25 protein-coding genes are annotated in these 25,169 nt (G+C 61.6%); 15 read left to right on the top strand and 10 right to left on the bottom strand.

Annotation, left to right across the window (positions count from 1 at the left end; all coding sequences use genetic code 11):
* Positions 1–25 precede the first annotated feature (25 nt).
* The 3 genes from fdxA to OX462_RS23035 all read right to left on the bottom strand — a co-directional run bounded on the left by fdxA (position 26) and on the right by OX462_RS23035 (position 2,469).
* Complete coding sequence (gene fdxA / locus OX462_RS23045; protein WP_010395176.1) at positions 26–349, bottom strand: ferredoxin FdxA; 324 nt, start codon at positions 347–349, stop codon at positions 26–28.
* A gap of 331 nt (positions 350–680) precedes the next feature.
* A complete protein-coding gene (locus OX462_RS23040; protein WP_070219272.1) occupies positions 681–968 on the bottom strand; it encodes a protealysin inhibitor emfourin in 288 nt (95 codons plus the stop codon).
* A 103-nt stretch (positions 969–1,071) separates the two neighbouring features.
* Positions 1,072–2,469: a gluzincin family metallopeptidase gene (locus OX462_RS23035; RefSeq protein ID WP_409027148.1), complete on the bottom strand. Its 1,398-nt coding sequence runs from the start codon at positions 2,467–2,469 to the stop codon at positions 1,072–1,074.
* 217 nt (positions 2,470–2,686) lie between these two features.
* Between OX462_RS23035 and OX462_RS23030 the strand changes: the two genes are divergently transcribed.
* The 4 genes from OX462_RS23030 (at position 2,687) to proX (ending at position 6,959) form a co-directional block, all read left to right on the top strand.
* Positions 2,687–2,971: a polyhydroxyalkanoic acid system family protein gene (locus tag OX462_RS23030; protein WP_070219270.1), complete on the top strand. Its 285-nt coding sequence runs from the start codon at positions 2,687–2,689 to the stop codon at positions 2,969–2,971.
* A gap of 584 nt (positions 2,972–3,555) precedes the next feature.
* The gene (gene proV / locus OX462_RS23025) at positions 3,556–4,788 is read left to right on the top strand and encodes a glycine betaine/L-proline ABC transporter ATP-binding protein ProV (protein WP_070219346.1); all 1,233 of its coding nucleotides are present in this window, start codon (positions 3,556–3,558) and stop codon (positions 4,786–4,788) included.
* A complete protein-coding gene (gene proW, locus OX462_RS23020; protein ID WP_070219269.1) occupies positions 4,785–5,888 on the top strand; it encodes a glycine betaine/L-proline ABC transporter permease ProW in 1,104 nt (367 codons plus the stop codon). The genes proV and proW overlap by 4 nt, the downstream gene beginning before the upstream one ends.
* A 12-nt stretch (positions 5,889–5,900) precedes the next feature.
* A complete protein-coding gene (proX, locus tag OX462_RS23015; RefSeq protein ID WP_070219268.1) occupies positions 5,901–6,959 on the top strand; it encodes a glycine betaine/L-proline ABC transporter substrate-binding protein ProX in 1,059 nt (352 codons plus the stop codon).
* Positions 6,960–7,050: 91 nt separating this feature from the next.
* Here the strand turns inward: proX and OX462_RS23010 are convergent, their stop codons facing one another.
* The 3 genes from OX462_RS23010 to OX462_RS23000 form a co-directional block, all read right to left on the bottom strand.
* Positions 7,051–7,512, bottom strand: a complete 462-nt coding sequence (locus OX462_RS23010; protein ID WP_409027147.1) for a GNAT family N-acetyltransferase — start codon at positions 7,510–7,512, stop codon at positions 7,051–7,053.
* Positions 7,513–7,559: 47 nt separating this feature from the next.
* Positions 7,560–7,814, bottom strand: coding sequence for an acyl-CoA-binding protein (locus OX462_RS23005; RefSeq protein ID WP_070219266.1), 255 nt, complete (start codon positions 7,812–7,814; stop codon positions 7,560–7,562).
* A 200-nt stretch (positions 7,815–8,014) separates the two neighbouring features.
* Positions 8,015–8,371: an FKBP-type peptidyl-prolyl cis-trans isomerase gene (locus tag OX462_RS23000; protein WP_034760263.1), complete on the bottom strand. Its 357-nt coding sequence runs from the start codon at positions 8,369–8,371 to the stop codon at positions 8,015–8,017.
* A gap of 197 nt (positions 8,372–8,568) precedes the next feature.
* On the opposite strand from OX462_RS23000, the gene OX462_RS22995 reads away from it, so the two are divergent.
* From OX462_RS22995 to OX462_RS22970, 6 genes are all read left to right on the top strand, one after another.
* Positions 8,569–9,540, top strand: a complete 972-nt coding sequence (locus tag OX462_RS22995; protein WP_409027146.1) for a YVTN family beta-propeller repeat protein — start codon at positions 8,569–8,571, stop codon at positions 9,538–9,540.
* Positions 9,541–9,551: 11 nt separating this feature from the next.
* Positions 9,552–10,388: a polysaccharide deacetylase family protein gene (locus OX462_RS22990; protein ID WP_409027145.1), complete on the top strand. Its 837-nt coding sequence runs from the start codon at positions 9,552–9,554 to the stop codon at positions 10,386–10,388.
* 32 nt (positions 10,389–10,420) lie between these two features.
* Positions 10,421–11,425, top strand: a complete 1,005-nt coding sequence (locus OX462_RS22985; RefSeq protein ID WP_409028775.1) for a sterol desaturase family protein — start codon at positions 10,421–10,423, stop codon at positions 11,423–11,425.
* Complete coding sequence (locus OX462_RS22980) at positions 11,425–12,252, top strand: EI24 domain-containing protein (RefSeq protein WP_409027144.1); 828 nt, start codon at positions 11,425–11,427, stop codon at positions 12,250–12,252. Before OX462_RS22985 ends, OX462_RS22980 begins: the two co-directional genes overlap by 1 nt.
* A 31-nt stretch (positions 12,253–12,283) precedes the next feature.
* A complete protein-coding gene (locus OX462_RS22975; RefSeq protein WP_409027143.1) occupies positions 12,284–13,069 on the top strand; it encodes a competence/damage-inducible protein A in 786 nt (261 codons plus the stop codon).
* Positions 13,070–13,433: 364 nt separating this feature from the next.
* Entirely contained in the window at positions 13,434–16,550 is a 3,117-nt protein-coding gene (locus OX462_RS22970; RefSeq protein WP_409027142.1) for a transglycosylase domain-containing protein, read from the top strand.
* A gap of 55 nt (positions 16,551–16,605) precedes the next feature.
* Here the strand turns inward: OX462_RS22970 and OX462_RS22965 are convergent, their stop codons facing one another.
* Complete coding sequence (locus tag OX462_RS22965; protein ID WP_409027141.1) at positions 16,606–17,211, bottom strand: glutathione S-transferase family protein; 606 nt, start codon at positions 17,209–17,211, stop codon at positions 16,606–16,608.
* Between the two features lie 131 nt (positions 17,212–17,342).
* Here OX462_RS22965 and OX462_RS22960 point away from each other — a divergent pair, with 131 nt between their 5' ends.
* Entirely contained in the window at positions 17,343–18,689 is a 1,347-nt protein-coding gene (locus OX462_RS22960) for a TAXI family TRAP transporter solute-binding subunit (RefSeq protein ID WP_409027140.1), read from the top strand.
* A 13-nt stretch (positions 18,690–18,702) separates the two neighbouring features.
* Here OX462_RS22960 and OX462_RS22955 read toward each other — a convergent pair whose 3' ends face one another.
* From OX462_RS22955 to OX462_RS22945, 3 genes are all read right to left on the bottom strand, one after another.
* A complete protein-coding gene (locus OX462_RS22955) occupies positions 18,703–18,987 on the bottom strand; it encodes a helix-turn-helix domain-containing protein (protein ID WP_076569079.1) in 285 nt (94 codons plus the stop codon).
* On the bottom strand, positions 18,984–19,334 hold the full coding sequence (locus tag OX462_RS22950; protein WP_409027139.1) for a type II toxin-antitoxin system RelE/ParE family toxin: 351 nt from the start codon (positions 19,332–19,334) through the stop codon (positions 18,984–18,986). The genes OX462_RS22955 and OX462_RS22950 overlap by 4 nt, the downstream gene beginning before the upstream one ends.
* A gap of 157 nt (positions 19,335–19,491) precedes the next feature.
* Entirely contained in the window at positions 19,492–19,953 is a 462-nt protein-coding gene (locus tag OX462_RS22945) for a rhodanese-like domain-containing protein (RefSeq protein ID WP_070219342.1), read from the bottom strand.
* Positions 19,954–20,339: 386 nt separating this feature from the next.
* On the opposite strand from OX462_RS22945, the gene glnA reads away from it, so the two are divergent.
* The 4 genes from glnA (at position 20,340) to ntrC (ending at position 25,044) form a co-directional block, all read left to right on the top strand.
* Positions 20,340–21,755 carry a type I glutamate--ammonia ligase gene (gene glnA / locus OX462_RS22940; RefSeq protein WP_070219258.1) on the top strand — a complete coding sequence of 472 codons (1,416 nt, stop codon included), beginning with the start codon at positions 20,340–20,342 and terminating at the stop codon, positions 21,753–21,755.
* Between the two features lie 146 nt (positions 21,756–21,901).
* Entirely contained in the window at positions 21,902–22,411 is a 510-nt protein-coding gene (locus OX462_RS22935) for a DUF4124 domain-containing protein (RefSeq protein WP_409027138.1), read from the top strand.
* 5 nt (positions 22,412–22,416) lie between these two features.
* Positions 22,417–23,505, top strand: a complete 1,089-nt coding sequence (glnL, locus tag OX462_RS22930) for a nitrogen regulation protein NR(II) (protein WP_070219257.1) — start codon at positions 22,417–22,419, stop codon at positions 23,503–23,505.
* A 48-nt stretch (positions 23,506–23,553) separates the two neighbouring features.
* A complete protein-coding gene (ntrC, locus tag OX462_RS22925; protein ID WP_409027137.1) occupies positions 23,554–25,044 on the top strand; it encodes a nitrogen regulation protein NR(I) in 1,491 nt (496 codons plus the stop codon).
* Positions 25,045–25,169: the final 125 nt, after the last annotated feature.

Here is a 25,169-nt window from a genome sequence, read left to right as displayed (position 1 = left end):
AATTGCCGCCGCAGCTGCCGTGCGCTTAGCGCACCAGCATGTCGAGCTTGTCCTTGACGTCCTTGTATTGCTCCGCTTCCGGCAAGGCAGCCTTCGTCTTGGTGATCGAAGGCCAGTTACGGGCCAGATCGACGTTGATCTTGATGAAGGCTTGCTGGTCGCCCGGCACGTCCTCTTCCGCGAAAATCGCGTTCACCGGGCACTCTGCCACGCAGACGGCGCAGTCAATACATTCGTCCGGATCGATTGCCAGGAAGTTCGGGCCTTCCCGGAAACAATCTACCGGGCAGACATCGACGCAGTCGGTATAGCGACAGGCGATGCAGGATTCGGTGACAACGTGGGTCATAACAGTCCTATCAATTTGGGGGAGGTGCTGTAGCGCCTGCAGGAACCTCGGCGGCGCATACTAAAGCAAAGCATTGTATTTTAAGGCAATTCGCTATTTCTCACAAATCCCGCTTATATACAATACATATAAGCAAATTCATTTTTTGGCAGTGTCATTGCCGCGCAGAGCGGGCAATTCAGCGACTATCCGGGACGTTGCCATGAAGAACGCGGCAAGAACGCGACAGTCGCCCGATGCGGCAGGGAGCAGGGCGGGGGATGTGCTGGCTTGACGTGTGGTGTTTTTGTTTTACTCAAATCAAGATCGGCACAAATAAGTGCCGGAACACTCAGGCGCTGGCGCGTATTTGCGCCAGCAATTGCTGCCATCGTGCATTTTCAGCGCTGCCATCCTCGGCAAACGTGATGGTGCGCCGCGCGGTGGGCGCGTCGACGGTGATCTGCCAGCGGGGAATATCGGCGCCCACGTGTTCATCCGTGGCCTGCGGCTGCGTGAAAAAGCCGCTGCTGGCCAGTGCCGCTTCCAGCCTGGGGCCAGCGGGATGGGCTTGCGTATCGATCTCATACTGTTCGCTCAGGCCGGCAAAGCCGCCGCTGCTGCGGGCTGAAATTTTCATGCTGCTCCTTGCTGTTGTGGGTGGTGTGGGCCGCGTCATGGCCTGCCGCTGCTGCGGCTGGCCTGAAGCGGACGCGCCGGTGCGCTGCCTTGCATGGGACTGGTTACCGGGGACCGTAACTGCGGCACCAGGCGGCCAGCGCTTCGCGCTCCGCTTCGAGCAACTGGTCCGATTCGCTGTATTCCGCATGGTTCATGGTACCGCAGCAGGCGCGCCGGTCTTGCACGGCGCCGTCTTCGTCGACGATATCGGGGACAAACGTCATTTGCCCCTCCTCCGTCATGGCATTGGCCTTGAGCACTTCACGCACGGTAAAGCTGTTGCGGATAAAGTCCAGGTAGGCGCCATTGCCATCGGCCTGGGCGATCGTCAGCATGTGGCCGGCCACGTCGGCATAGGTGGCGGCCTGGTCGGGCGATGCCACCAGCGCGCGCAGGACCAGGCTGCGCAGGTAGTCGCCGCAGCGGTGCAGGACGGCCGCGTCGTCTTCCAGCTGGGGCTGGCGTTCGTGGGCAAAGATGTCGGCCAGGATGTCGTAGATGGCGCCCGTAAACACTTGCGAGATGGCGTGCACTTCCGTGCCCGCTTCCGACAATTTGATGTCATTGTCGGCATTGCGCAAGCCATTCGGCCGGCCCAGGGCCAGGCCGAACTGCTCCGCCAGGTCGGCCAGGAAGGTTTTATCGTGCAGGTCGGACTTCGTTTGCGCGATCACCGCTTCCACCTGGTCCAGCTGCGACAGGGCCAGGAAGATGGCCGTCAGGTCGCCAAACGATTCGTGCAAGCCGCCCGTTTGCGGCGGATTGTTGCTGAGCAGCCAATTCGGCTTGAGGCCATCGAGCACGGCGTGCCCCGTTTCATGCGAGACGATGTCGAGCGAGCGGCAGGTGTAGACGCGCTCGGTGGCGCCGCTGGGGATGAAGTCGCCGAACTTGAGTGCCTTGTCGCTGCGGCTGTAATACGCATTCATGACATTGGGCAAGCCATGCGGGAACACGCGCAGCGGTGCCGTATTGCTGGCGCTGTTCCATTGCCAGGGCAGGGGCGGCGCCGTGTCGTTGCTGGCCAGCGCGCGCTGGTACATGGTGAGCGTCATGCGCACGATGGCAAACGTGTGCACGGCGTCGAACTGGTCGGTGTTGGGCGAGACGATGAAGTCGCCGAAGGCATTCGGGCTGACTTGCGCGATGCCCGGTTCGCCAAACGTGATGCGCGCGTCGCGCGGGCCTTGCAGGATCAGCCCGGGCAAAAAGGCTTTACGGGTGCCCAGGTCGCTGACGGACGGATCTTGCTTCCAGATCAGCACGCGTGAACCGACGGGCACGGCGGCCAGGTTGCGCACCGTTGCCTCCGTCAGGCGGGGCGGGCCCGGCTGCAGGGTCAGTTGCGCATTCTTGCGGTGCTGGCGGTAGGGCGCCGAGGGGGTAGGGACATAGCCGACGGGCAGGGACACGCATTTGGTCAGGACGGCTTCGACCGGCACGATGACTTTCTGGTCCATGGTAGTTCTCCAAGACACGCGCAACTGGAACTGGAACTGGAACTGGAACTGGAATAGTCGTCCCGCTTCGGCGCATCCGGTTTGATTCCGCGCAAACGATGCGCGGGAAGGACGGGCTTTTTTGGCCGTCCGGCGCCCGCTGCGGCCGTGCCTGCCGCATGGCGGCTGGTATGATGCTGGCCGTATTGCCCCGTTTTTATAATAAAAGGATCGTTTGATGGCGGATATAAATATAGTTCAGCAACATAAGCTGACAGCAGCAAAGGCGCGCGAAGCGGCGCAGCAAGTGGCCGACAAGCTGGCCCAGGAATATGACCTGGCGTGCGCCTGGGATGGCGATGTGCTGCGCTTCGAGCGCAGCGGCGTCGATGGTTCGCTGACCCTGGAAAAAGAGCAGGCGCAACTGCAAATCAAGCTGGGTTTCATGCTCAGCGCCTTCGCCTCCACGATTGAAGGCAAGATCGCCGAGAAGATGCGCAAGGTGTTTACCGAAGCAGTTTGATGGCATTTGGCCCGCTTGTCTGGCGCCCTGTTTGGTGCTAGGGAGCATGTCGCGGCGATGGGCGAAAAGACGATGAAAACATGTCGCTTTTCGCCTTTTTTACGTCCGACTGTACGCTGGCGAACATTGCTAGCACATTTCTATTTGGAAAGCCATTGGACTTTGATGGCTTTTTGCGTTATACTTGAGTCATATTTACAACAGCTACACCGCGTTTCACCTTCTGCTTCGCAGTACTCTCCGCTCGCTGAGTGGTGAATAATTCTTCGGGTTTTACACCCGCATCCAGTTTAAAAGTAGCTTGGTCGATTTTTTTCGGTCAAATACATTTGGTGCCATGTATTTGCATGGCGCTAGCGTTGTTAAAAGTCCTGAACCACAGCCTCTTTTAGCACGCACACGGCACCCCGGCACCGGCTTTGGCCATCCGCTGGTCACACGCGTGTCACCCCCTGTTTCCTGTCGCTCCCGTGCGCATTGTGCGCCGTGGCGTAGCCGACGCAACAGGGTTTGCTGATTCCCGCCGCAAGCTAGCAGGCTTGCTGGGTTTCAATCCATTCGTCAAATCGAGGGAGAACCACATCGTGGCAAAACAAATTATTATCGACCATGTGTTCAAAGTGTTCGGCGACAAGCCAGAAGAAGCACTTGAACTCGTCCGTCAGGGCGCCAGCAAGCAAGACATCCTGGCCAAGACCGACTGCACCATCGGCGTCTTCGACGCCACCTTTACCATTGAAGCGGGCGAGATTTTCGTCATCATGGGCCTGTCCGGTTCGGGCAAGTCGACCCTGGTACGCATGCTGAACCGCCTGATCGAGCCCACCGCCGGCCGCATCCTGATCGACGGCAACGACATCAATACCTTGCCGGACGCCCAGCTGCGCGCCCTGCGCCGCAAGGATATCAGCATGGTGTTCCAGTCGTTCGCGCTGCTGCCGCAAATTACCGTGCTCGACAACACTGCCTTCGGCATGGAACTGGCCGGCATGCCCAAGGCCGAGCGCCATGCGCTGGCCCAGCAAGCGCTGGAACAGGTGGGCCTGGACGGCTACGGCGCCAGCTATCCCGACGAATTGTCGGGCGGCATGCAGCAGCGCGTGGGCCTGGCCCGTGCGCTGGCCTGCGATCCATCGATCCTGCTGATGGATGAAGCGTTTTCCGCGCTCGATCCGATTATTCGTACGGAAATGCAATCGGAACTGCTGCGTTTGCAGCAAATCAAGCGCCGCACCATCGTCTTCATTTCGCATGATCTCGACGAAGCCATGCGCATCGGCGACCGCGTCGCCATCATGAAAGATGGCCACGTGGTGCAAGTGGGCACGCCGGAAGAAATCCTGCGCAAGCCGGCCAACGATTACGTGCGCAACTTCGTGCGCGGCGTCGATGCGGCGGCCGTCTTCAAGGCCAGCGATATTGCCCGCAAGAGCCAGATCGTCGTGTCGGAATCGCCGAGCCGCGGTTCGCGTGCCGCGCTGTCGATGCTGGAAGAGCAGGATCGCGCATTTGCCTATGTCGTCAATCCGCAGCGCAAGTTCCTCGGCGTCGTCTCGGCCGATTCGCTGCGCAGTGCGCTCGACGGCCATGTGGGCCCGCTGGGCCTGGCCCATGCCTATCTGCCCGACGTGCAGACCATCGATGCAGACGAGCCCGTCGCCGGCCTGTTCGGCCAGGTGGCGCAACTGCCTTACGCCGTCCCTGTGGTGGCCAATGACGGCAGCTTCCGCGGCGCCATCAGCAAGACGACCTTGCTGAAGTTCCTCGACCGCGACACGCCAGCCATAGCCGAACAACAACAGAAAGGACAAGCATGAACCCAAGCACCGTTTCCACAGTAGAACCTGTTGTTGAACAGGCCGCCCAGATCAATCCCTGGGCGCTGACGCCGCCCACCGACGCCAGCACCGCCTGGCTCGACGCCGCCGCACCCGCCGTGCAGCCGGAACATGCGGCCGGCTTTCATCTGACGCAGATTTTCGACGGTTCGCTGCCGCTGGAAAGCTGGATCAACCAGGGCCTGGGCTGGGTCGTGGCCCATTTTCGCCCCTTCTTCCAGGCCGTGCGCGCGCCCATCGACAGCGTGCTGTCCGGCGTGGAAGGCGTGCTGCTGGCGGCCCCGTCGCTGACGGTGATCGCCATCATCGGCTTGCTGGCTTGGCAATTTACGAGCCGCACCCTGGCCATCGGCACCGTGCTGGCGCTGCTGCTCGTGTCGATGCTGGGCATCTGGCCGGAAGCCATGACGACCCTGTCGCTGGTGTTGACGTCGCTGGCCTTCTGCCTGGCCATCGGCTTGCCGCTCGGTATTTTCCTTGCCAGCAGCGACCGTGCACAGAATATCCTGCGCCCCCTGCTCGATGCCATGCAGACGACGCCCGCCTTCGTTTACCTGGTGCCGGTGGTGATGCTGTTCGGTATCGGTAATGCGCCGGGCGTGATCGTCACGATCATCTTTGCCCTGCCGCCGCTGGTGCGCCTGACCAACCTCGGCATCCGCCAGGTGCGTCCCGACCTGATCGAAGCGGCCCGCGCCTACGGTGCCTCGCCGTGGCAGTTGTTGACCCGCGTGCAGTTTCCGCTGGCCATGCCGTCCATCATGGCCGGTATCAACCAGTCGCTGATGCTGTCGCTGTCGATGGTCGTGATCGCTTCGATGATCGCCGTGGGCGGCCTGGGCCAGATGGTATTGCGCGGCATCGGCCGCCTGGACATGGGCCTGGCAACGGTGGGGGGGCTCGGTATCGTGCTGCTGGCCATCACCCTGGATCGCTTGACGCAAGCGATGGGCCAGCCACGCCGCGGCGTGCGCCACTGGTACCAGACGGGTCCCGCCGGTTTCGTGCTGCGCCTGGTGCGCGGCAACACGGAGAAAAATAATGTTGAACAGCAAGCAACGCTGGCCAACGCACAATAAGAAAGGATTTACATGCATCAAATTGACAATTTTAAAGTGACGCAAAAATCGCAACGCAAGTTCCAGCTGTTTTCCGCCCTGGCCATCGCCGCCATGGCCCTGACCACCAGCCTGGCCATGGCGCAGGCGCCGGCCGCAACGGCTGACGCGCTGCCCGGCAAGGGCGTCAAGGTGCAGCCGCTGCAAAGCTCGATTGCGGAAGAAACCTTCCAGACCATGCTGGTCGACAAGGCCCTGGAAAAGCTCGGCTACGAAGTGCAGCCGATCAAGGAAGTGGAATACCCGACCGCGCATATCGCCATCGCCAATGGCGACGCCACCTTCATGGCCGTGCACTGGGACCCGATGCACAAGGATTTCTATAACAATGCGGGCGGCGACGCCAAGCTGTCGCGCACGGGCCAGTATGCGGGGCCTGCCGCGCAAGGTTATCTGATCGACAAGGCAACGGCGGAAAAGTACAACATCACGAATATCGACCAGTTGCGCGATCCCACCCTGGCCAAGCTGTTCGACCACGATGGCGACGGCAAGGCCGATTTGACGGGCTGCAACCCGGGCTGGGGCTGCGAAGCGCTGATCGAGAACCACATGGATGCGTACAAACTGCGCGAGACGGTAACGCACGTGCAGGGCAGCTATGCGGCCCTGATCGCCGACACCCTGGGCCGCTACAAGCGCGGCGAACCGATCCTGTACTACACGTGGACGCCGTACTGGGTCAGTGGCGTGCTGGTGCCGGGCAAGGACGTGGTCTGGCTGAAAGTGCCGTTCTCGGCCAATCCGGACAAGGTGAATACCCGCCTCGACGATGGCAGCGATTACGGTTTTGCCGTCAACACGGCGCGCATCGTATCGAACAAGGCCTGGGCGCAGAAAAATCCGGCCGCGGCCAAGCTGTTCGAGGTGATGCAATTGCCCGTGGCGGACATCAATGCGCAGAACGAGCGCATGCGCCGCGGCGAAAACACGCAAGCCGATATAGCGCGCCATACGGCTGGCTGGATCAAGTACCACCAGCAAAAGTTTGACGGCTGGATCGCGCAAGCGCTGGCGGCGGCAAAAAAGTAAATTACGGCTGATACAGGCGTAAAAAAAGTGGCTACCGGTTTGGTAGCCACTTTTGCGTTAACGGCCTGTTTTGGTGGTTTTTGGTGAGTTTTCAGCCGTTTTCGGCCAGTTTCAGGTGCAAAATGGGGAAAGGCTTGCCAAAGGGGTCGCATTCCGAGCGGCTTTCCCCGATAAAACCCAGGTGGCGGTAAAAGCCGTGCGCTTGCGTGTTGTGCTCATTGACGTCGACGGCCGTGGCTTGCAAGCTGGCGATGGCGTGCTGGACCAGCGTGCGGCCGGCGCCGCTGCCGCGTTGATCGGGATGCACGAACAGCATCTCGATCTTGGCGTGCTCGACGCACAGGAAGGCGTACGGGACACTGTTGGCATCGCGTAGCACGTGCAGCAGGCGTTCGGCCGTCACTCTGGCCAGCTCATCGCGAACGAAGGGCATGAGGAAAGCGATATCGCTGTCGGCGAGAAAATCGTGGGTGGCGCGTACGGACAGGTGCCAGACGTCGAACAAACGGGGCAGGTCGGCGGCGTGGGCCAGGGAAATCGGTGATGGTGTCATGCGGAAATAATAACATTGCCCCGGGCTGTGCCGGGGCAGGGGGATGATCAGTCCTTCAAGTCTTCGATCAGGTCGATGTATTGTTGCTGTGCATCTTCCTTCGACGTGCCGGCCAGGGCCGCCCAGGCGTCGAACTTGGCGCGGTTGACGAAGTCGGTCATGCCAGGGCGCTCGCCCGTGGCGTCGCCGCTCGACGCTTGCTTGAACAAGGCGTAGATTTTCAACAAGGTCATATTGTCCGGACGCTCGGACAGGGTCTTGGAATCGAGCTGCGCTTGGTCGAATTGCTCTTGTAAACTCATGATGGCTCCTGTGTGCTGATGGAATCGCTGGAAAAGTGCGGCAGGCCCGACGGAGTGGCCACCGTGCGTGCTGCAGTGCCTGACATCATAGTGAAAAAAGCGCGCCGTGCATTAGAGGACACACTCAAAACAAAAGCGCCGCCGCTGCGTGAACAGGGGCGGCGCCAGGTACAGTCGCTCGAGCGCTGCGGAGTCGGTACTTATACGCCCAGCAGTTCGACGTCGAAAATCAGGGTGGCGTTCGGTGGAATCACGCCGCCGGCGCCGCGTGCGCCATAGCCCAGTGCTGCCGGGATGATCAGCTGGCGCTTGCCGCCCACTTTCATGCCTTGCACGCCTTCGTCCCAGCCCTGGATGACGCGGCCGGCGCCCAGCGGGAATTCGAATGGGTCGTTGCGGTCCTTGCTCGAATCAAATTTCGAACCGGCGCTGCCGTCGTCGTTCTGCAGCCAGCCCGTGTAATGCACGACAACATTGTTGCCGGCTTGCGCTTCAGCGCCTTCGCCGACGACGGTATCGATGTATTGCAGGCCGGAAGCGGTAGTGGTGGTGGTCATGATAATCCTTGTGTTGGCGATGAAAGCTTCAGATTGTAGAGCAATGAGTTGCAAAGCGCCATTCCAGGCCCGCTGCAGGGAAAATGGGGAAGTTACGACGAGGTTTGGCGACGGCTTGTATTTAAGGGGGGATTTCACACAATAAATACGGTGTTCCACGTAAAATGCATGTTTTGTATTTAACAGTGATTTCTTCCATGTTCCGCAGTCTACGCCGCCTTGTTTTTTCCTCGCTGTGCCTGGTTTCCGCAATATCGACGGCGCAAGCCGAAGTGGTGGTGGTACTCAATTCCCGTGATGCTACGGTGCAACTGCTGGACCAGAAAACCTACGCCCCCCTGTCCACCTTTGCCGTTGGCAAGGAACCGCACCACCTGATGGAGACGCCGGACGGCAAGTCGCTGATCGTCGCCAGCTCCGTCGGCAACGAACTGATCTTCCTCGACCCCGTGTCGGGCCAGATCCAGCGCCGCATCAGCAACATCCTCGACCCTTACCAGATCGGCTTTTCGCCGGACCAGAAGTGGTTCATCTCGAATTCGCTGCGCCTGGACCGCATCGACCTGTACCGCTACGACGGCAAGAACCTGACCCTGGCCAAGCGCATCGCGCTGCCGAAGCTGCCCAGCCACATGGCCTTCACGGCCGACAGCACCATGGCTTTTATCACGCAGCAGGGTAGCAACCAGGTCAGCGCCATCGACCTGGCCACGCAGACGGTGAAATGGACCATGCCCGTCGGCCCGGCGCCGGCCGGCATCACGATGACGCCCGACGGCAAGCATTTACTGGTCGGCATCATGGGCAGCGATTACGTGCAAGTGATCGACTGGCGCACGCAAAAGACCGTCAAGCGCATCAAGGCGGGCGCCGGCACGCATAATTTCCGCGCGCTCGGTGACAACCGCATGACGTTCGTGTCGAATCGCGTGTCGAACACGATCAACGTCATCGACCAGCAAACCCTGGAAAACGTGGGCACCATCAACGTGCCCGGTGGCCCGGACTGCATGGAAATCACGCCAGATGGCAAGACCATGTGGGTCACCCTGCGCTGGATCAAGAAAGTGGCCGTGATCGATTTGACCACGCGCAAGGTGATCAAGACGATCCCCGTGGGCCGCTCGCCCCATGGCGTGTATTTCGCCACGCACTCGCCGCGCATGTGATGACGGGTGTGATGATGAAACGCCTGATTTCCACAGGCCATGTGCCCGCCATGCTGCTGTGCGCCGGCACCATGCTGACGTCCGCGCATGCCGCCGCACCTGCCGCCGCTGCACCAGCCGCAGCATCAGCGCCGGCCGCCTGCAAGGGTACGATCTACATGACGTTCGACACGGGCAGCCAGTCGCAAGCGCAACTGATCGCCGATGTGCTGAACAAGCGCCAGGTGAAAGCAACCTTCTTCCTGGCCAATGAAAAGACCACGCGCGGCGATTATTCGCTCGACCCGTCGTGGGCGCCGTACTGGAAAGCCCGGGTCGCCGAAGGCCATGCGTTCGGCACGCATACGTTCGACCATGTGTACTGGAAGAAGGATCTGGCCAACGGCTTGATCCAGGTCAAGCCCCAGTTCGGCAAGGACGGCGGCAAATTGGCGTCGGTGACGGATCAGCAGTTCTGCGAGGAATTGCGCCGCGTCGATACGCGCTTCCAGGAACTGACGGGCCGCAAGCTCGACCCGTTCTGGCGTGCGCCGGGCGGCTACACGTCGCCGCGCACCCTGGCGGCCGGCAGCGCCTGCGGCTACCAGCATGCGGGCTGGGCGCCGGCGGGGTATTCCGGCGATGAATTGCCTAGCGATAAGTATCCAAACGCCATGCTGCTGAAGAAAGCGCTGGCGAACTTGCACAGCGGCGACATTTTCATTGCGCACATGGGCATCTGGTCGCGCAAAGATGCATGGGCGCCCGCCAACCTCGATGCCTTGATTTCCGGCCTGCAAGACAAGGGTTTCTGTTTTGCCACCCTGCGCGAGCATCCTGCCTACGCGCGGAAGAAGGGCCAGCCATGATCGCCGCCGACATCGTCAGTTTCGTCACCCCGATGATCGACGCCGTGGTCGATGCGTTTGGCGTGGCGCAAGGCTGGCTGTTCCAGACTGTGGTGAATCCCCTCGTCTATCACCTGGGCTTTGGCGAATTTACGGAAGAGGCGTTCGAGGGCACGGAGTGGCTGCTGATCGGCCTGTGCGAACTGGTGCTGCTGTTCCTCGTGCTGCGCCCGCTCGAAGCCCTGATTCCCGCGCAAAAGATCACGGACCCGCGCGCCCGCTGGAACGACTTCATTTACACGGTGCTGCACCGCATCGGCCTGTTTTCCGTGCTGGTCTTCTTCACGCTCGATCCGCTGATGGATGCATTGGCAGGCGCCTTGCGTTTCGACAATATCCATCCATTCAACCTGGAATCGCTGTTGCCCGGCATCAGTCCCTTGCTCAGTTTTATCATTTATTTTGTGATACTGGACTTCGTCGACTATTGCTACCACCGGGCCTCGCACCATTTCGGCTGGTGGTGGGGCTTGCACAGCCTGCATCACAGCCAGCAAAACATGAACTTGTGGAGCGATGACCGCAACCACCTGCTCGACGACTTCCTGCGCGACGTGGTGATGGCGCTGGTGGCGCTGGGCATTGGCGTACCTCCGGGCCAGTACGTGCTGCTGGTGTCGATTTCGCGCATCCTGCAAAGCTTGCAGCATGCGAATGTGAGGATACACTTCGGCCGCATCGGCGAGCGGCTGCTGATCTCGCCCCGTTTCCACCGCACGCACCATGCGATCGGCGTGGGGCACGAGTCGAAAGGCAAGGGCAGCATGGGCGGTTGCAACTTCGGCGTGGTCTTGCCGATTTGGGATATGCTGCTGGGCACCGCGAATTTCTCGGCCGGTTATGCGCGCACGGGCGTGCGCGACCAGCTGGCCCGTATCGACAGTCAGGGCGTGGGCCGGCCCGGGCGCAACTATGGCCGCGGCTTCTGGCAGCAGCAATGGCTGGGCCTGCGCCGCATGGTGGAATTTGCAAGAATCAAACGAAAAGGACGCCGTTGATGCGTAATGTGCTGAATTCGTATGGCCGTGCTTTCCTGTCGCAATTGCACGGCAGGATATTGCTGCTGAGCATAGCGCCGTTCATCCTGTCGCTGATCCTGTGGGGCGCCCTGCTGTATGTGGGCTTGCAGCCGCTGATCGACAGCCTGCATGCGCTGTTTACGCAATATGACTTCTTCCGCACCAGCGGCCAGGTGCTGGCCGCCTTCGGCCTGGGCATGCTGAAAGCGGTGATCGTACCCCTGATCGCCATGTTCATGCTGCTGCCGCTGATGATCTTGACGGCGCTGATCTTCATGGGCCTGTTCGCCATGCCGGCCATCGGCCGGCATATCGGCGGGCGGCATTTTCCGCAGCTGGAAAAGAAGCATGGCGGCAGCCTGCTGGGCAGCGTCGCCACTTCGCTGGCGACGTTCCTGCTGTTTATCATCGTCTGGGTGCTCATGCTGCCCCTGTACGCGTTTCCGCCGGCCGCACTGGTGGGGCAGGCCGTGCTGTGGGGCTGGCTGACCTACCGCGTGATGGCGTATGACGCCATGGCCGATTACGCCAGCGTGGAAGAGCGCCACGCCATCATGCGCACGCAGCGCTGGCCGCTGCTGGCCATCGGCATGGTCTCCGGCGCGGCCGGCGCCGTGCCGGGCATGCTGTGGATGGGCGGCGTGATGTCGGTGGTGTTCTTCCCCTTCCTGGCGGCGTTCGCCATCTGGCTGTATGTCTTGATCTTTATCTTTACGGGTCTGTGGTTCCAGTATTACTGCCTGGAAGCACTGGCGCGTTTGCGGGGCGTACGCGGCATGACCGACGTGGCGCCGGCGGACGCTTGAGTATTTTTATTGCATTCTACGAGGGAGTTTCATGGCTATCGGATTGATCATCATTGGCGACGAAATCCTGTCGGGCAAGCGCACGGACCAGCATTTTCCGAAAGTCGTGAGCATGCTCAAGCAGCGCGGCTTGCAGCTGAGTTGGGCGGAATACGTGGGCGACGAGCCGGCCCGCCTGGTCGCCTTGCTCAAGCGCAGCTTTGCCAGCGGCGACATCGTCTTCAGCTTTGGCGGCATCGGCGCCACGCCGGACGACCATACGCGCCAGGCGGCGGCCGATGCGCTGGGCTTGCCGCTGGTGCTGCATCCGCAGGGCAAGCTCAATATCCAGCAGCGGATCACGGAAATGGGCGAGGAGGCGGGCATGCCGGCCGATTTGAACTCGCCGGAAAACCTGCACCGCCTGAAAATGGCGGAATTCGTGCAGGGCGCCGAGCTGATTCCGAATCCGTACAACAAGATTGCCGGCTTTGCCGTGCGCGAACATTATTTCGTGCCGGGCTTTCCCGTCATGTCCTGGCCCATGATCGAATGGGTGCTCGACACGCATTACGCCCACCTGTTCAACCAGGTGCCGCACGCGGAACATGCCTTGCTCGTGTATGAAACGGCCGAATCCTTGCTCACGCCGCTGATGGTGCGCCTGGAAGCGGAGTTTCCGCTGATTAAGGTGTTCAGCCTGCCCAGCGTGGGCGATGCGCAGACGCGCCGGCATATCGAACTGGGCGTCAAGGGCGAGCCCGCGCAAGCGGCGGCTGCCTTTGCCGAGATGCGCGCCGCACTCGATACCTTGCAGGCGGAATACACCACCATTTGAGATGCAGCCAGTCCGGCGCCGGCGGCTTTTTCGCTGGCGTCCAGCCCGCCATGCATCTATGTACGCCAGCGTACGTTCCAAGACGTTGTTTTTTTGCGAAAATCTTCAATGAAGCAAGATTTTTGTGCGCGCTCGTCAGTCGTTTTCATGCCGATGTGGTGGAATGGTGAACAGGGGCCTTGCGTGTCGCACGCGCGGTCGCCTGCCTGTGCAGTAGCGTGTTTTTTTGATTCACCGGTATGGACATCATGTTAAGCAAGTTTTGTTGTGACCGGCTCTTGCCGGCCCTCGTCTTATCCTGCGCGGAGCGGCATCGCTGCCGCCTTTTCCGCGCCGTCCAAACCCAACCTTACCCCAGCATCCCATGAAAGACACAGGCGTCAATCTGGCCGCGCAAGAGCGGCCCCCCTCTGATCCAGCTCCCGAGGCGTCGCCGCCGGCGAGCCCGCCGAAGAAGCGCCGTTCGCGCATCTGGCCGATCTTTGCCATCATCGTGCTGGCGCTGATCGCCGGCGTGGCGTGGTTCGTCATGCGCGAAGTGCGCACGTCGGCCCTGCAGGCAGAGTTTTTCACGCGCCTGGACCGCCAGCTGGCGTTCAAGGTCGAGCCTGGCCCTGCACCGGCGGGCGCCATCCGCTATCCGCAGCACGGCCCGTATGACGAGCGGCTCGGCTATGCCAGCTTGCCCGACTTCATCACCAAACTCAATGCGCGCGACTACGCCGTCACGGCGCAGGCGCGCATGTCGCCGAAAATGGTGCAGCTGGTCGACCGTGGCATCTTTGCCACCTATCACGAGAAAAATCGCGCCGGGCTGACCATCCTCGATTGCCGCGCCGCGCCGCTGTTCGCGGCCAGCTATCCCGAGCGCATGTTCGACGGCTTTGCCGAAGCGCCGCCCGCGCTCGTGCAAAGCCTGCTGTTCATCGAAAACCGCGAATTGCTCGACCCGGGCACGCCCAAGCGCAATCCCGCCGTGGAATGGGACCGTCTGAGCAAGGCGATCCTCGACAAGGCGCTGAACCTGTTCGGCGGCCACCGCGGTGGCGGCGGCAGCACGCTGGCCACGCAGATCGAAAAATACCGGCATTCGGAAGACGGGCGCACCAGTTCCATGCAGGACAAGCTGCTGCAGATGATTTCGGCCAGCCTGCGCTCATACCAGGATGGCGAAAACACCATGGAAGCGCGGCGCAAGATTGTCGTCAATTACTTGAATACCGTGCCGCTGTCGGCAAAGAGCGGCTTTGGCGAAGTCAACGGCATCGGCGACGGCATGTGGGTCTGGTATGGCCGTCCGTTTGCCGAAGTGAAAACCTTGCTTAGTGGAAAAATGGACCAGCCGGGCAGCGCGCTGGCCTACAAGCAGGCGCTGAGCCTGCTGATCGCGCAGCGCCGTCCTTCCCATTATCTGGTGGCCGGCGGCGCCGACTTGGAAGAATTGACCAACAGCCATCTGCGTTTGCTGGCGCAGGCGGGCGTGATTTCGCCGCAGCTGCGCGATGCGGCCGTCGCCGAGAAGCTGCGTCCGTCGACGGCGTCCGGCGTGCAATCGGAAGCGTCGACCTCGTTCGTTACGCGCAAGGCCTCGAATGCCGTGCGCAACCACCTGGCCACCATGCTCGGCGATCCGCGCTTGTACAACCTCGACCGCCTCGACCTGAAAGTGGTCAGCACGCTCGACGCGCAGGCGCAAAACGCCGTCACCAAGGTCTTGCGCGAGCTGCGCGACCCGGAAGTGGCGAAAGCGGCGGGCCTGACGGGCAAAGGCATGCTGGGCAATGGCGACCCCGCCAACGTGGTCTACAGTTTTACCTTGCTGCAAAAGGGCGAGCAGGCCAACTTGCTGCGCGTGCAAACGGATAACTTTGACCAGCCGCTCGACATCAACGAAGGCGCCAAGCTGGACCTCGGTTCCACGGCCAAGCTGCGCACCCTGGTCACGTACCTGGACATCATCGACCAGCTGCACCAGCGCTACAGCGGCATGGGCGCCGCCGAGCTGGGCAAGATTGCCGTCGATCCCAAGGACATGCTGTCTCAGTGGGCGATTGCTTACCTGAAACCTTTGCCTCTCGGCGAAGCGCGCAACTTGCCGGCCATGCTGGCGGCCGCCATGGAACGCAAATATTCGGGCAATCCGGGCGAAGGCTTCTTCACGGGCGGCGGCTTGCACCATTTCGGCAACTTCTCCAAGCTCGACGACAGCCGCATCATGACGGTGCAGCAGGCGCTGCGCCAGTCGACCAACCTGGTGTTCGTGCGCCTGATGCGCGACGTGGCCCGCTACTACATGTTCTCGCGTCCCGATTCTTCGGCCTCGCTGCTGGCGGACGCGGACGATCCGCGCCGCGCCCAGTACCTGAGCCGCTTTGCCGACAAGGAAGGGCGCGAATTCCTGCACCGCTTCTATCAGAAGTACCGCGGCAAGAGCGTCGACGAGCAGGAAAAGATTTTATTGGCCAGCATCCGCCCGACGCCCGTGCGCCTGGCGAACATCTTCCGGACCGTCAACCCGAAGGGCACGGTGGCGGAATTCGGCGATTTCCTCAACGCCAACCTGCCGTCGCAAAACGAAGTGCCGCCCGAGCGCGTCGCCAAGATGTACCAGCAGTACGCGATGGAAAACTGGTCCTTGGCCGACCGCGGTTATCTGGCCAATGTGCATCCGCTGGAACTGTGGATGGTGGCGTATCTGCGCCAGCATGAAGGTTCCACCCTGACGCAGATGGTGGCGGCCAGCGAAAAGGAACGCCAGGAAGTCTACAAATGGCTGTTCAACACGCACCGCAAGCATGCGCAGGACCGCCGCATCGCCAATTTGCTGGAAGTGGAAGGCTTCCTGGAAATCCACCGCCAGTGGAAGAAGATGGGCTACCCGTTTGATTCGCTGGTGCCGTCGTATGCGACCACCTTGGGCGCGTCGGCCGACCGTCCCGCCGCGCTGGCCGAATTGATGGGCATCATCATCAACGATGGCGTGCGCAAGCCGAGCGTGCGCATCGATTCCATGCATTTCGCCGCCAACACGCCGTACGACACCATGGTCAAGCGGGGCAGCAAGGTGGAGGCGGAGCAAGTGCTGTCGCCGGACGTGGCCAAGGCCGTCGCCAAGGCCATCCGCGAAGTCGTGTCGGACGGTACGGCGAAACGGGCGAAGACGGCATTCGTCGGCGCCGACGGCGTGCCGATCCCGATGGGCGGCAAGACGGGCACGGGCGACCAGCGTTTCGACGTGTATGGCGCCGGCGGCCGCCTGATCGAGTCGCGCTATGTGAACCGCTCGGCGACATTTGTGTTCAATATCGGCGAGCGCTTCTACGGCAGCATGACGGCGTATGTGCGGGGACCGGAATCGAAGAACTATGATTTCACCAGCGCCTTGCCCGTGCAACTGCTGGTGTCGCTGGCGCCGAGTTTGATGCCGCTGATCGAGCCACCCGCGCCGGCCGAGGGCGTGGCCAGGCAGTGCACGAATTAACCGGCAGTATGCGGATTGAGCAAAACGCCAGCTTCCATGCTGGCGTTTTTTCTTGCTAGCCGGCAAACGCGGCCGTTTTATCTTCCAGGCGCGCGCGATAGGCGGCGATGGCCGGATAATCGGGGCGCTGCATCGGAGCCATCAGCCAGCGCTTGACGGACAGGCCCAGCACGATATCGGCCAGGGTGAACGCTTCGCCGCAGACGAATGCGCCCGTGCGCTGCAGCTGCTGTTCCAGCACGCCCATCATCTTGTTCCATCCGGCAATACCGGCTGCCAGCTGCGCCGCATCCTGGTGGGCCGGGCTGTGGCGCACCAGCGACATGAAGGCGTAGCGCCAGCTGTTGTTCAAATCGCCCATTTGCCAATCCATCCATTTTTCCACTTCCGCGCGGGCGCGTGGCGTGCTTGGAAGCAAGTCGTCGCGGCCCGCCTGCGCGCACAGGTAGCGGCAGATCGTGTTCGATTCCCACAGCACCAGGTCGCCGTCCACCAGCACGGGCACCATGGCGTTCGGGTTCAGGGCCAGGAAAGCCGGGTCGTCGGTGGTGCGAAAGCCGCTGCCCCAGTCTTCGCGTTCGTAGGGCAGGTCGAGTTCTTCGCACGTCCACAGGACTTTGCGGACATTGATCGAGGCGGCTTTTCCAAGAATTTTCAGCATGCGGGGCTCCAGAGGGCAGGTGATCGATCTGCCACTGTAGCGGAAATGGCCAGGCCGCGCATGTGAAAGTGCCTTGCATAGTTGAGGTTTTCTTGGCATCGTAGCCACCCATGAAACCTATGCGCCACCACATGTCCAAAATCCTCGCGTTCAGCCGCTTTTCCGTGCGCGATTTCCTCGCCACTGCCGGTCCCACCTTGCTGCTCGTCGGCGCATTCTGCGCGCTTGCTTACTGGCTGGTCGACCCGGCGCCGCCGCGCCAGGTGAGCCTGTCGACGGGGCAGGACAACAGCGCGTATGAAGAGTTCGGCAAGAAATACGCGGCTACCCTGGCCAGGCACGGCATCAAGGTGACCTTGCAGCCATCGCTGGGTTCGCAGGAAAACCTGCAGCGCCTGAATGCGGGCAAGACCGATATCGCCTTCGTGCAAAGCGGCTCGACCGAGCACGCCGATGCCGAGCGCCATGGCCTCATCTCCCTGGGCAGCCTGTTTACGGAACCCGTCTGGCTGTTCTTGCGCGAAGACAAGGCGGTAACGGAACTGACGCAATTGAAGGGCATGAAGATCAACCTGGGGCCGGAAGGCACGGGCGTGCCCAGCCTGTTCCGGCAGTTGCTGTCCGTGAATGGCGTCGAAGCGAGCGAGCTGACCGTGAGTGCCTTGCAAAACACGCCCGCCACGGTGGAGCTGCTGGAAGGGCGCATCGACGGCCTGGTGTTCAGCTCGGCACCGGAAGCGCCGCTGATTCAGATGCTGCTGCAAACGCCGGGCATCAAGCTGTTTGATTTTTCGCAAGCGGAGGCGTACACGCGGCGCCTGCCATTCCTCACACATGTGGTCTTGCCGCGCGGCATAGTCGACCTGGGCAAAAACATCCCGGCGCAGGATTATCATTTGATCGCGCCGACGGCCACCCTGGTGGCGCGCGAAGACTTGCATCCGGCCCTCGTCGACCTGTTCGTGCAGGCGGCGGCCAGTATTCACGGCGGCACGGGCTGGTTCCAGCAGCAGGGGCAATTCCCGTCCGCGCGCTACACGGAAATTCCTGTCGCGCCCGAAGCATTGAAATTCTACAAGGATGGCGCGCCCGTGCTGCAGCGCTATATGAGTTTCTGGCTGGCTAATTTCTTCGACCGCATGTGGGTGCTGGTGGTGGCGCTCGGTGCCTTGATATTGCCCTTGTCGCGCGTGGTGCCGCCCCTGTACGTGTGGCGCATCCGCTCGCGCGTGTACCGCTGGTACGGCCAGTTGCGCACGGTGGAGCAGGCGCTGGAAGACGTGCCGCAAGCGCAGCGCGCACAGGTGTATGCGGAGCAATTGAAGCGGCTGGACCAGATCGAGGACATGGTCAACCAGATCTCGATTCCCCTGTCGTTTGCCGATGGCCTGTATGGCTTGCGCAGCCATATCAATTTCGTGCGCAAGCGCATATTGACCTTGATGGGCGAGCATCCCGAGGCAGGCGAAGCGGCCTGAACGCTTAACTCGCTTAAACGAGGGTGACCGACAGCTTGCGCCCAAGCAGCGCGGCGGCCCGCTCCAAGGTGGAGAGCGTCACATCGCTGCCGGGGTCGAGCAGGCGGTCGAGCTGCGAGCGGCTCGTCTGCAACAGGGCCGCCATGCGCGTCTTCGACATCGCTTGCTCCTGCATCGCCTGCGTCAGTTGCCAGGCGATCACTTCCTTGATGGCGCGGGTTTGCGTTTGCTCGAAGATGCCTTCTTCTTTTAAAAAGTCGTCGAGGCTGCTGCCGAGATGGGGGGCGGTGGCGTTCATGTCAGTTCCTTGTAGCGTTTGCGGGCCAGCGCCAGGTCGTCTTCCGGCGTCGTCCGGGTTTTCTTGATAAAGCCGTGCAGCGCCACCAGGCAATCGCCGTGATGGCAGATCAGCACGCGCGCGATGCGGTTGCCGGGCAAGCTGCTGCGCACCTCCGACAAGCCGTGCCCGAGATGCTGGCACAGGGGCATGCCCACGGGCCAGCGCCATTGCGCATGCATCAAGTCTTGCCCGATCACATGGCGCTCTTCAAGCGGCAAGGACTTGAGCCAGTCGCGCACGGGTTCGCCGCCATTGCCGTTCGCATAGAACAGCAGGGTAATCTGCCGCAAGCCGGAAGCATCCATGACGCACCTCTACGTTGTACTATATAAGGTACATTATTTCAAGGAGAATTTGCGCCGCAATGGAAGAAAACGGGCGCGCATGGATGGTTGTAGCCGATGGCGGACCATCGCGTGGCCCGCCAGATCAAACACTGTTCAGATAGTCAGGCGGCCAGCGTCATGCGCCCAGCCACGGCAGCCCGGCCTTGCACCAGCCGCCGATCTGCTTGCGGTGGCCGTCCGCATCCTTGTCGCCTTCAAACCCTTCAAGGATGTCGAAGCAGTTGATATAGCCGTGCTCGGTGGCCAGCTTGGCGGCATGGCGCGAACGCACACCCGAGCGGCACAGGAACAGCAGCACCTCGTCTTTGCCGGCCTGGGCCGCCAGCTGCGCGAGGAAATCGGGATTCGGCACGCCGCCCGGGTAGGTGGCCCACTGCACCGCACCATGCTGGGTATCGGCGATGTCGACCCGGCCGACCCAGTCGCGCTCGGCGTTCGTGCGCACGTCGATGAGCTTGGCGGCTGCGTCCAGTTGCAGCAGCGCGTACGCTTCCTGCGGCGTCACGGCGCCGGCATACGGCGTACCTTCATTGGCCCGGCTGCGGGCAGTGGTCAGGATGTCGGCGGCGGTAGTCATGGCGTCCTCGATGAAAGTGGGCAGGTATGGTCGATTATAGTGCGCCATCCGCGCCCCGCAAACGGGAATGCCATGCTGCACGCTCAATGCACCACAACGAGGCATTTTTTAGAAATTCGCACAAAATGCACGATAATGGTGCGTTATTCGTTTTTCGCACTTGCATAGTGCATTCTTGATTTGACGCAAACTCAGCAGGAAAATCGCGGGCGGGAAAACTTTCATTGGGATAGCCGGTTTTTGCCTCTGGCGGCCAGGTCTCTTCTGAAGCTGGCATGGAATCTGCTATGATCCTTATGAGTTTTGGTGGCACGCAATGTTTGCTTCGCTTCATCAGCCCAGACGCACTAAGGTCGGCTCACCCCACATTCATTTAGGAGATACGCATGGCAATGACAGCCGCAGAAGTCTTGAAGATGGTAGAAGAAAACGAAGTCAAATTCGTTGATTTCCGCTTTGCTGATACCCGTGGTAAAGAGCAGCACGTGACGGTTCCCGTGTCGCACTTCGACATGGACAAATTCGAGTCGGGCCACGCCTTTGACGGTTCTTCGATCGCTGGCTGGAAAGGTATCGAAGCGTCCGACATGATCTTGCTGCCGGATCCAAACACGGCCAATATCGACCCGTTCATGGAAGAAACGACCCTGTTCATGCAGTGCGACGTGATCGAACCGTCGGACGGCAAGGGCTACGACCGCGACCCGCGCTCGATCGCGAAACGCGCCGAAGCCTACCTGAAATCGTCGGGCATGGGCGACACCGCCTACTTCGGCCCTGAGCCGGAATTCTTCATCTTCGACAGCGTGCGCTGGAAGATCGACATGTCGGGCTGCTTCGTCAAGATCGGTTCGGACGAAGGTTCCTGGTCGACCGGCAAGGACATCGAAGGCGGCAACAGCGGCCACCGTCCTACCGTCAAGGGCGGCTACTTCCCCGTGCCACCAGTGGACAGCTTCCAGGACATGCGTTCGGAAATGTGCCTGATTCTCGAATCGCTGGGCATCCCGGTTGAGGTACATCATCACGAAGTGGCCGGCGCCGGCCAGAATGAAATCGGCACCAAGTTCTCGACCCTGGTCGAGCGCGCCGACTGGACGCAAAACCTGAAATACGTGGTGTGGAACGTGGCGCACAGCTATGGCAAGACCGCCACCTTCATGCCGAAACCTATCGTTGGCGACAACGGTTCGGGCATGCACGTGCATCAATCCGTATGGAAAGATGGCAAAAACCTGTTCGCTGGCGACGGCTATGCCGGCCTGTCCGATTTCGCCCTGTACTACATCGGCGGCATCATCAAGCACGCCAAGGCACTGAACGCGATCACCAACCCGGGCACCAACTCGTACAAGCGTCTGGTACCAGGCTACGAAGCGCCAGTGAAACTGGCGTACTCGGCGAAAAACCGTTCCGCCTCGATCCGTATCCCGCACGTGGCCAATCCAAAAGGCCGCCGCGTCGAAGCGCGCTTCCCGGATCCGCTGGCCAACCCGTACCTGTGCTTCGCCGCACTGCTGATGGCCGGCCTGGACGGCGTTGCCAACAAGATCCATCCGGGCGAAGCCGCCTCGAAAGATCTGTACCATCTGCCGCCGGAAGAAGACGCACTGATCCCTACCGTGTGCGCTTCGCTGGAAGAAGCACTGGAAGCCCTGGACAAGGACCGCGAGTTCCTGACCCGCGGCGGTGTGTTCAGCGATTCGATGATCGACGCTTACCTGGAACTGAAAATGCAGGACGTGCAGCGCATGCGCATGACCACGCATCCTGCCGAGTTCGACATGTACTACTCGCTGTAATGGCGCCACGCCGGCAACGTGCCGGTAGTGAATAAAAAAACGCGGGTGAGGCGATGGTCTTGCCCGCGTTTTTTGTTATGGCGCCACAGTGCGTTGTTGTATAGTCGGCCCAGGAACGATGCGGCATGTGCCGACAGGAGTAGAGATTGACCAAGCATTACAGAATGGCGCTGATGGCAGGATTGCTGGGCGCGGCGGCACAGGCGCACGGGCAGTTATATGTGTGCGCCGATGCGCAAGGACACAAGACGTACACGGACAGGCGGGCTGGCGCGCATTGCCAGCTGCTCGATTTGCCGGGCGCCCTGACGGAGCCGCCACGCAAGACGGCGCCGCTGGCAGGCGCGCCTGCCCGACCCGCCACACAGGCGGCGGTCACGGCGGCGCCTGCCGCCGGCGCGTTTCCCAAGGTCGATGGCGCCGAGCAGCGCGCGCGCGACCTGGACCGGCGCCAGATCCTGCAGGACGAATTGCGCAGCGAAGAGCAGAAACTGGCGGCGCAGCGCCTGGAATTTAACGGCGGGCAGCCCGAGCGCCAGGGCAATGAGCGCAACTATGCGAAATACCAGGAACGGGTGGCGCAGTTGAAGGACAACATCAGCCGCACGCAGCAAAATATAGACGCCCTGAAACGCGAGATCGCGAATATTCGGTAAAGCACATGACACTAGACAACCATTCCAGCCGCCCGGCCCACCTGGCAGGCCTTGATCTGCTCGCTTCGGCCGTGATTCTGCTCGACGGCGACGGCCGCATCAGCTATGCCAACGCGGCGGCGGAAAACCTGCTGGAAAGCTCATTAAAGGCGCTGTCGCGGCAAAAACTGATGGCGCTGTTCCTCAATCCCGAGGAGCTGGCCGGCATCTGCGCGCAGGCGCTCGAACATAAATTTTCCGATTTGCGCCAGGACCTGAGCCTGGAACGCCTGGGGCGCGAGCCGCTGCGCGTGCACAGCATCGTCAGCGCCCTCGACGCACCGCGCGACGGCGTGCTGATCGAGCTGCGCGAAAACGTGCAGCAGCTGAAACTCGACCGCGAGGAGCGCATCCTCGACCAGAGCCAGGTCAACAAGGAGCTGATCCGCAACCTGGCGCATGAAATCAAGAACCCGCTGGGCGGCATCCGCGGCGCGGCCCAGCTGCTGGAGCTGGAATTGCCGGCCCTGCACCTGAGCGAATTGCGCGAGTACACGCAAGTCATCATCAAGGAAGCGGACCGCCTGCAGACGCTGGTCGACCGCCTGCTGGCGCCGCACCGCCGCCCGCACATCGTGGGCGACGTGAATATCCATGAAGTGTGCGAGCGCGTGCGCAGCCTGATCCTGGCCGAGTTTCCCAGCGGACTCACCATTTCGCGCGATTACGATGCTTCGATTCCCGAGTTTCGCGGCGACAAGGAGCAACTGATACAGACCGTGCTCAACATTGCGCATAACGCGGCGCAAGCGCTGGCCGAGCGCATCGAAGCGGGCGATGCGGAGCTGATTTTCAAGACGCGCGTGGCGCGCCAGGTGACCCTGGCCAAGGTCCGCTACAACCTGGCATTAGACTTGCATATCATTGACAATGGACCGGGCATCGCACCCCAGATCCGCGACCGGATTTTCTACCCGCTGGTGTCGGGCAGGGAAGGCGGCAGCGGTCTGGGGCTCACCTTGGCGCAAACCTTCGTGCAACAGCACCTGGGCGTGATCGAGTGCGAAAGCCGGCCTGGATACACCGATTTCAGGATCGTTCTCCCCTTGCCATAAGCGAGGCAGTATCCCACCCATGAAATCCATTGCGGGACGCACACACTAATGAAGCCAATCTGGATAGTTGACGACGACGAATCAATCCGCTGGGTGCTGGAAAAAGCCCTGGCGCGGGAAAATCTCGCCACCAAGAGTTTTGCCAATGCGCGCGACGCCATCGCCGCGCTGGAATTTGACACGCCGCAAGTGCTCGTGTCCGATATCCGCATGCCGGGCGCGTCCGGCCTGGAACTGTTGCAGACGGTCAAGTCGCGCTTTCCCGGCCTGCCGGTCATCATTATTACCGCTTTTTCCGACCTCGATTCGGCCGTCGCGGCCTTCCAGGGCGGCGCCTTCGAATACCTGGCCAAGCCGTTTGACATCGACAAGGCCGTCGAGCTGATCCGCCGCGCGCTGGAAGAAAGCCTGCGCGAGACCAGCGTCGAATCGGGCCCGTCGGAAACGCCGGAAATCCTCGGCCAGGCGCCGGCCATGCAGGAAGTCTTCCGCGCCATCGGCCGTTTGTCGCAATCGAATGTGACGGTGCTCATCACGGGCGAATCCGGTTCCGGCAAGGAACTCGTGGCGCGCGCGCTGCACAAGCACAGCCCGCGCGCGGCGCAGCCCTTCATCGCCCTGAACACGGCGGCGATCCCGAAGGATTTGCTCGAGTCCGAACTGTTCGGCCATGAACGCGGCGCGTTTACGGGCGCGCAGACGACCCGCCGGGGCCGCTTCGAGCAGGCCGAGAACGGCACCCTGTTCCTCGATGAAATCGGCGACATGCCGTTCGACCTGCAGACGCGTTTGCTGCGCGTGCTGTCCGACGGCCATTTCTATCGCGTCGGCGGCCATCAGCCCATGAAGGCGAACGTGCGCGTCATTACCGCCACGCACCAGAACCTCGAGCAGCGCGTGCGCGACGGCCTGTTCCGCGAAGACTTGTATCACCGCCTGAATGTGATCCGCCTGCGCCTGCCCAGTTTGCGGGAGCGGCGCGAGGATATCCCCATCCTGGTGCGCCACTTCCTGGTGCAGAGTGCGCGCCAGTTGGGCGTGGAAGCCAAACGCATGAGCGAACCGACGATGCAGTTCCTCAGCAGCCTCGATTTGCCCGGCAATGTGCGCCAGCTGGAAAACCTGTGCAACTGGATCACCGTCATGGCGCCGGGCCAGACGGTGGAAATCAAGGACTTGCCGCTGGAATTGACGCAGGGGCAGGGCGATGGCGCCGCCACCGCTGCGGCGGGCGAGACTGCATCGCCAGCTGTTGCTCACCAGCAGGGCGGCCAGGTCTTCGAAGCGGCCGCGCCCGCCAACGGCGCGCCGCCGGGCTGGATCGGCTTGCTGGAATTGCAGGCGGCCGGCATGCTGGGCGCGGGACAGCAGGAAGTCATGGCCGTGCTGGGGCGGCAATTCGAATCGGCCCTGATCAAGACGGCGCTCAAGCATACGCACGGGCGCAAGAACGACGCCGCCGTGCGCCTGGGCATCGGCCGCAACACCATCACCCGCAAGATATCCGAACTGGGCATCGACGGCGCCAAGGACGATTGACGCCTTGCCGGACGGGGACTCTCCCGTCCGCTTTTTCTTGCGGTGTTCCTTGCACGCCACAACACCCACAGCAGGCGATAAGGTAAGCTGACGCCTGCCGGACTGTTTCGTCCGGTCTTCATTTG

The organism is Janthinobacterium aestuarii, from assembly GCF_046113285.1.
Taxonomy (GTDB): Bacteria; Pseudomonadota; Gammaproteobacteria; order Burkholderiales; family Burkholderiaceae_D; genus Janthinobacterium.
The sequence above is the reverse complement of the archived record's forward strand: the minus strand, read 5'-3'. Positions and strand labels throughout refer to the sequence as shown.

Coding starts and splice junctions, on each gene's coding strand:
- fdxA (WP_010395176.1), bottom strand. CDS start 349: ATGACCCACGTTGTCACCGAATCCTGCATCGCCTGTCGCTATACCGAC.
- OX462_RS23040 (WP_070219272.1), bottom strand. CDS start 968: ATGAAAATTTCAGCCCGCAGCAGCGGCGGCTTTGCCGGCCTGAGCGAA.
- OX462_RS23035 (WP_409027148.1), bottom strand. CDS start 2,469: ATGGACCAGAAAGTCATCGTGCCGGTCGAAGCCGTCCTGACCAAATGC.
- OX462_RS23030 (WP_070219270.1), top strand. CDS start 2,687: ATGGCGGATATAAATATAGTTCAGCAACATAAGCTGACAGCAGCAAAG.
- proW (WP_070219269.1), top strand. CDS start 4,785: ATGAACCCAAGCACCGTTTCCACAGTAGAACCTGTTGTTGAACAGGCC.
- proX (WP_070219268.1), top strand. CDS start 5,901: ATGCATCAAATTGACAATTTTAAAGTGACGCAAAAATCGCAACGCAAG.
- OX462_RS23010 (WP_409027147.1), bottom strand. CDS start 7,512: ATGACACCATCACCGATTTCCCTGGCCCACGCCGCCGACCTGCCCCGT.
- OX462_RS23005 (WP_070219266.1), bottom strand. CDS start 7,814: ATGAGTTTACAAGAGCAATTCGACCAAGCGCAGCTCGATTCCAAGACC.
- OX462_RS23000 (WP_034760263.1), bottom strand. CDS start 8,371: ATGACCACCACCACTACCGCTTCCGGCCTGCAATACATCGATACCGTC.
- OX462_RS22995 (WP_409027146.1), top strand. CDS start 8,569: ATGTTCCGCAGTCTACGCCGCCTTGTTTTTTCCTCGCTGTGCCTGGTT.
- OX462_RS22990 (WP_409027145.1), top strand. CDS start 9,552: ATGATGAAACGCCTGATTTCCACAGGCCATGTGCCCGCCATGCTGCTG.
- OX462_RS22985 (WP_409028775.1), top strand. CDS start 10,421: ATGATCGACGCCGTGGTCGATGCGTTTGGCGTGGCGCAAGGCTGGCTG.
- OX462_RS22980 (WP_409027144.1), top strand. CDS start 11,425: ATGCGTAATGTGCTGAATTCGTATGGCCGTGCTTTCCTGTCGCAATTG.
- OX462_RS22975 (WP_409027143.1), top strand. CDS start 12,284: ATGGCTATCGGATTGATCATCATTGGCGACGAAATCCTGTCGGGCAAG.
- OX462_RS22970 (WP_409027142.1), top strand. CDS start 13,434: ATGAAAGACACAGGCGTCAATCTGGCCGCGCAAGAGCGGCCCCCCTCT.
- OX462_RS22965 (WP_409027141.1), bottom strand. CDS start 17,211: ATGCTGAAAATTCTTGGAAAAGCCGCCTCGATCAATGTCCGCAAAGTC.
- OX462_RS22960 (WP_409027140.1), top strand. CDS start 17,343: ATGTCCAAAATCCTCGCGTTCAGCCGCTTTTCCGTGCGCGATTTCCTC.
- OX462_RS22955 (WP_076569079.1), bottom strand. CDS start 18,987: ATGAACGCCACCGCCCCCCATCTCGGCAGCAGCCTCGACGACTTTTTA.
- OX462_RS22950 (WP_409027139.1), bottom strand. CDS start 19,334: ATGGATGCTTCCGGCTTGCGGCAGATTACCCTGCTGTTCTATGCGAAC.
- OX462_RS22945 (WP_070219342.1), bottom strand. CDS start 19,953: ATGACTACCGCCGCCGACATCCTGACCACTGCCCGCAGCCGGGCCAAT.
- glnA (WP_070219258.1), top strand. CDS start 20,340: ATGGCAATGACAGCCGCAGAAGTCTTGAAGATGGTAGAAGAAAACGAA.
- glnL (WP_070219257.1), top strand. CDS start 22,417: ATGACACTAGACAACCATTCCAGCCGCCCGGCCCACCTGGCAGGCCTT.
- ntrC (WP_409027137.1), top strand. CDS start 23,554: ATGAAGCCAATCTGGATAGTTGACGACGACGAATCAATCCGCTGGGTG.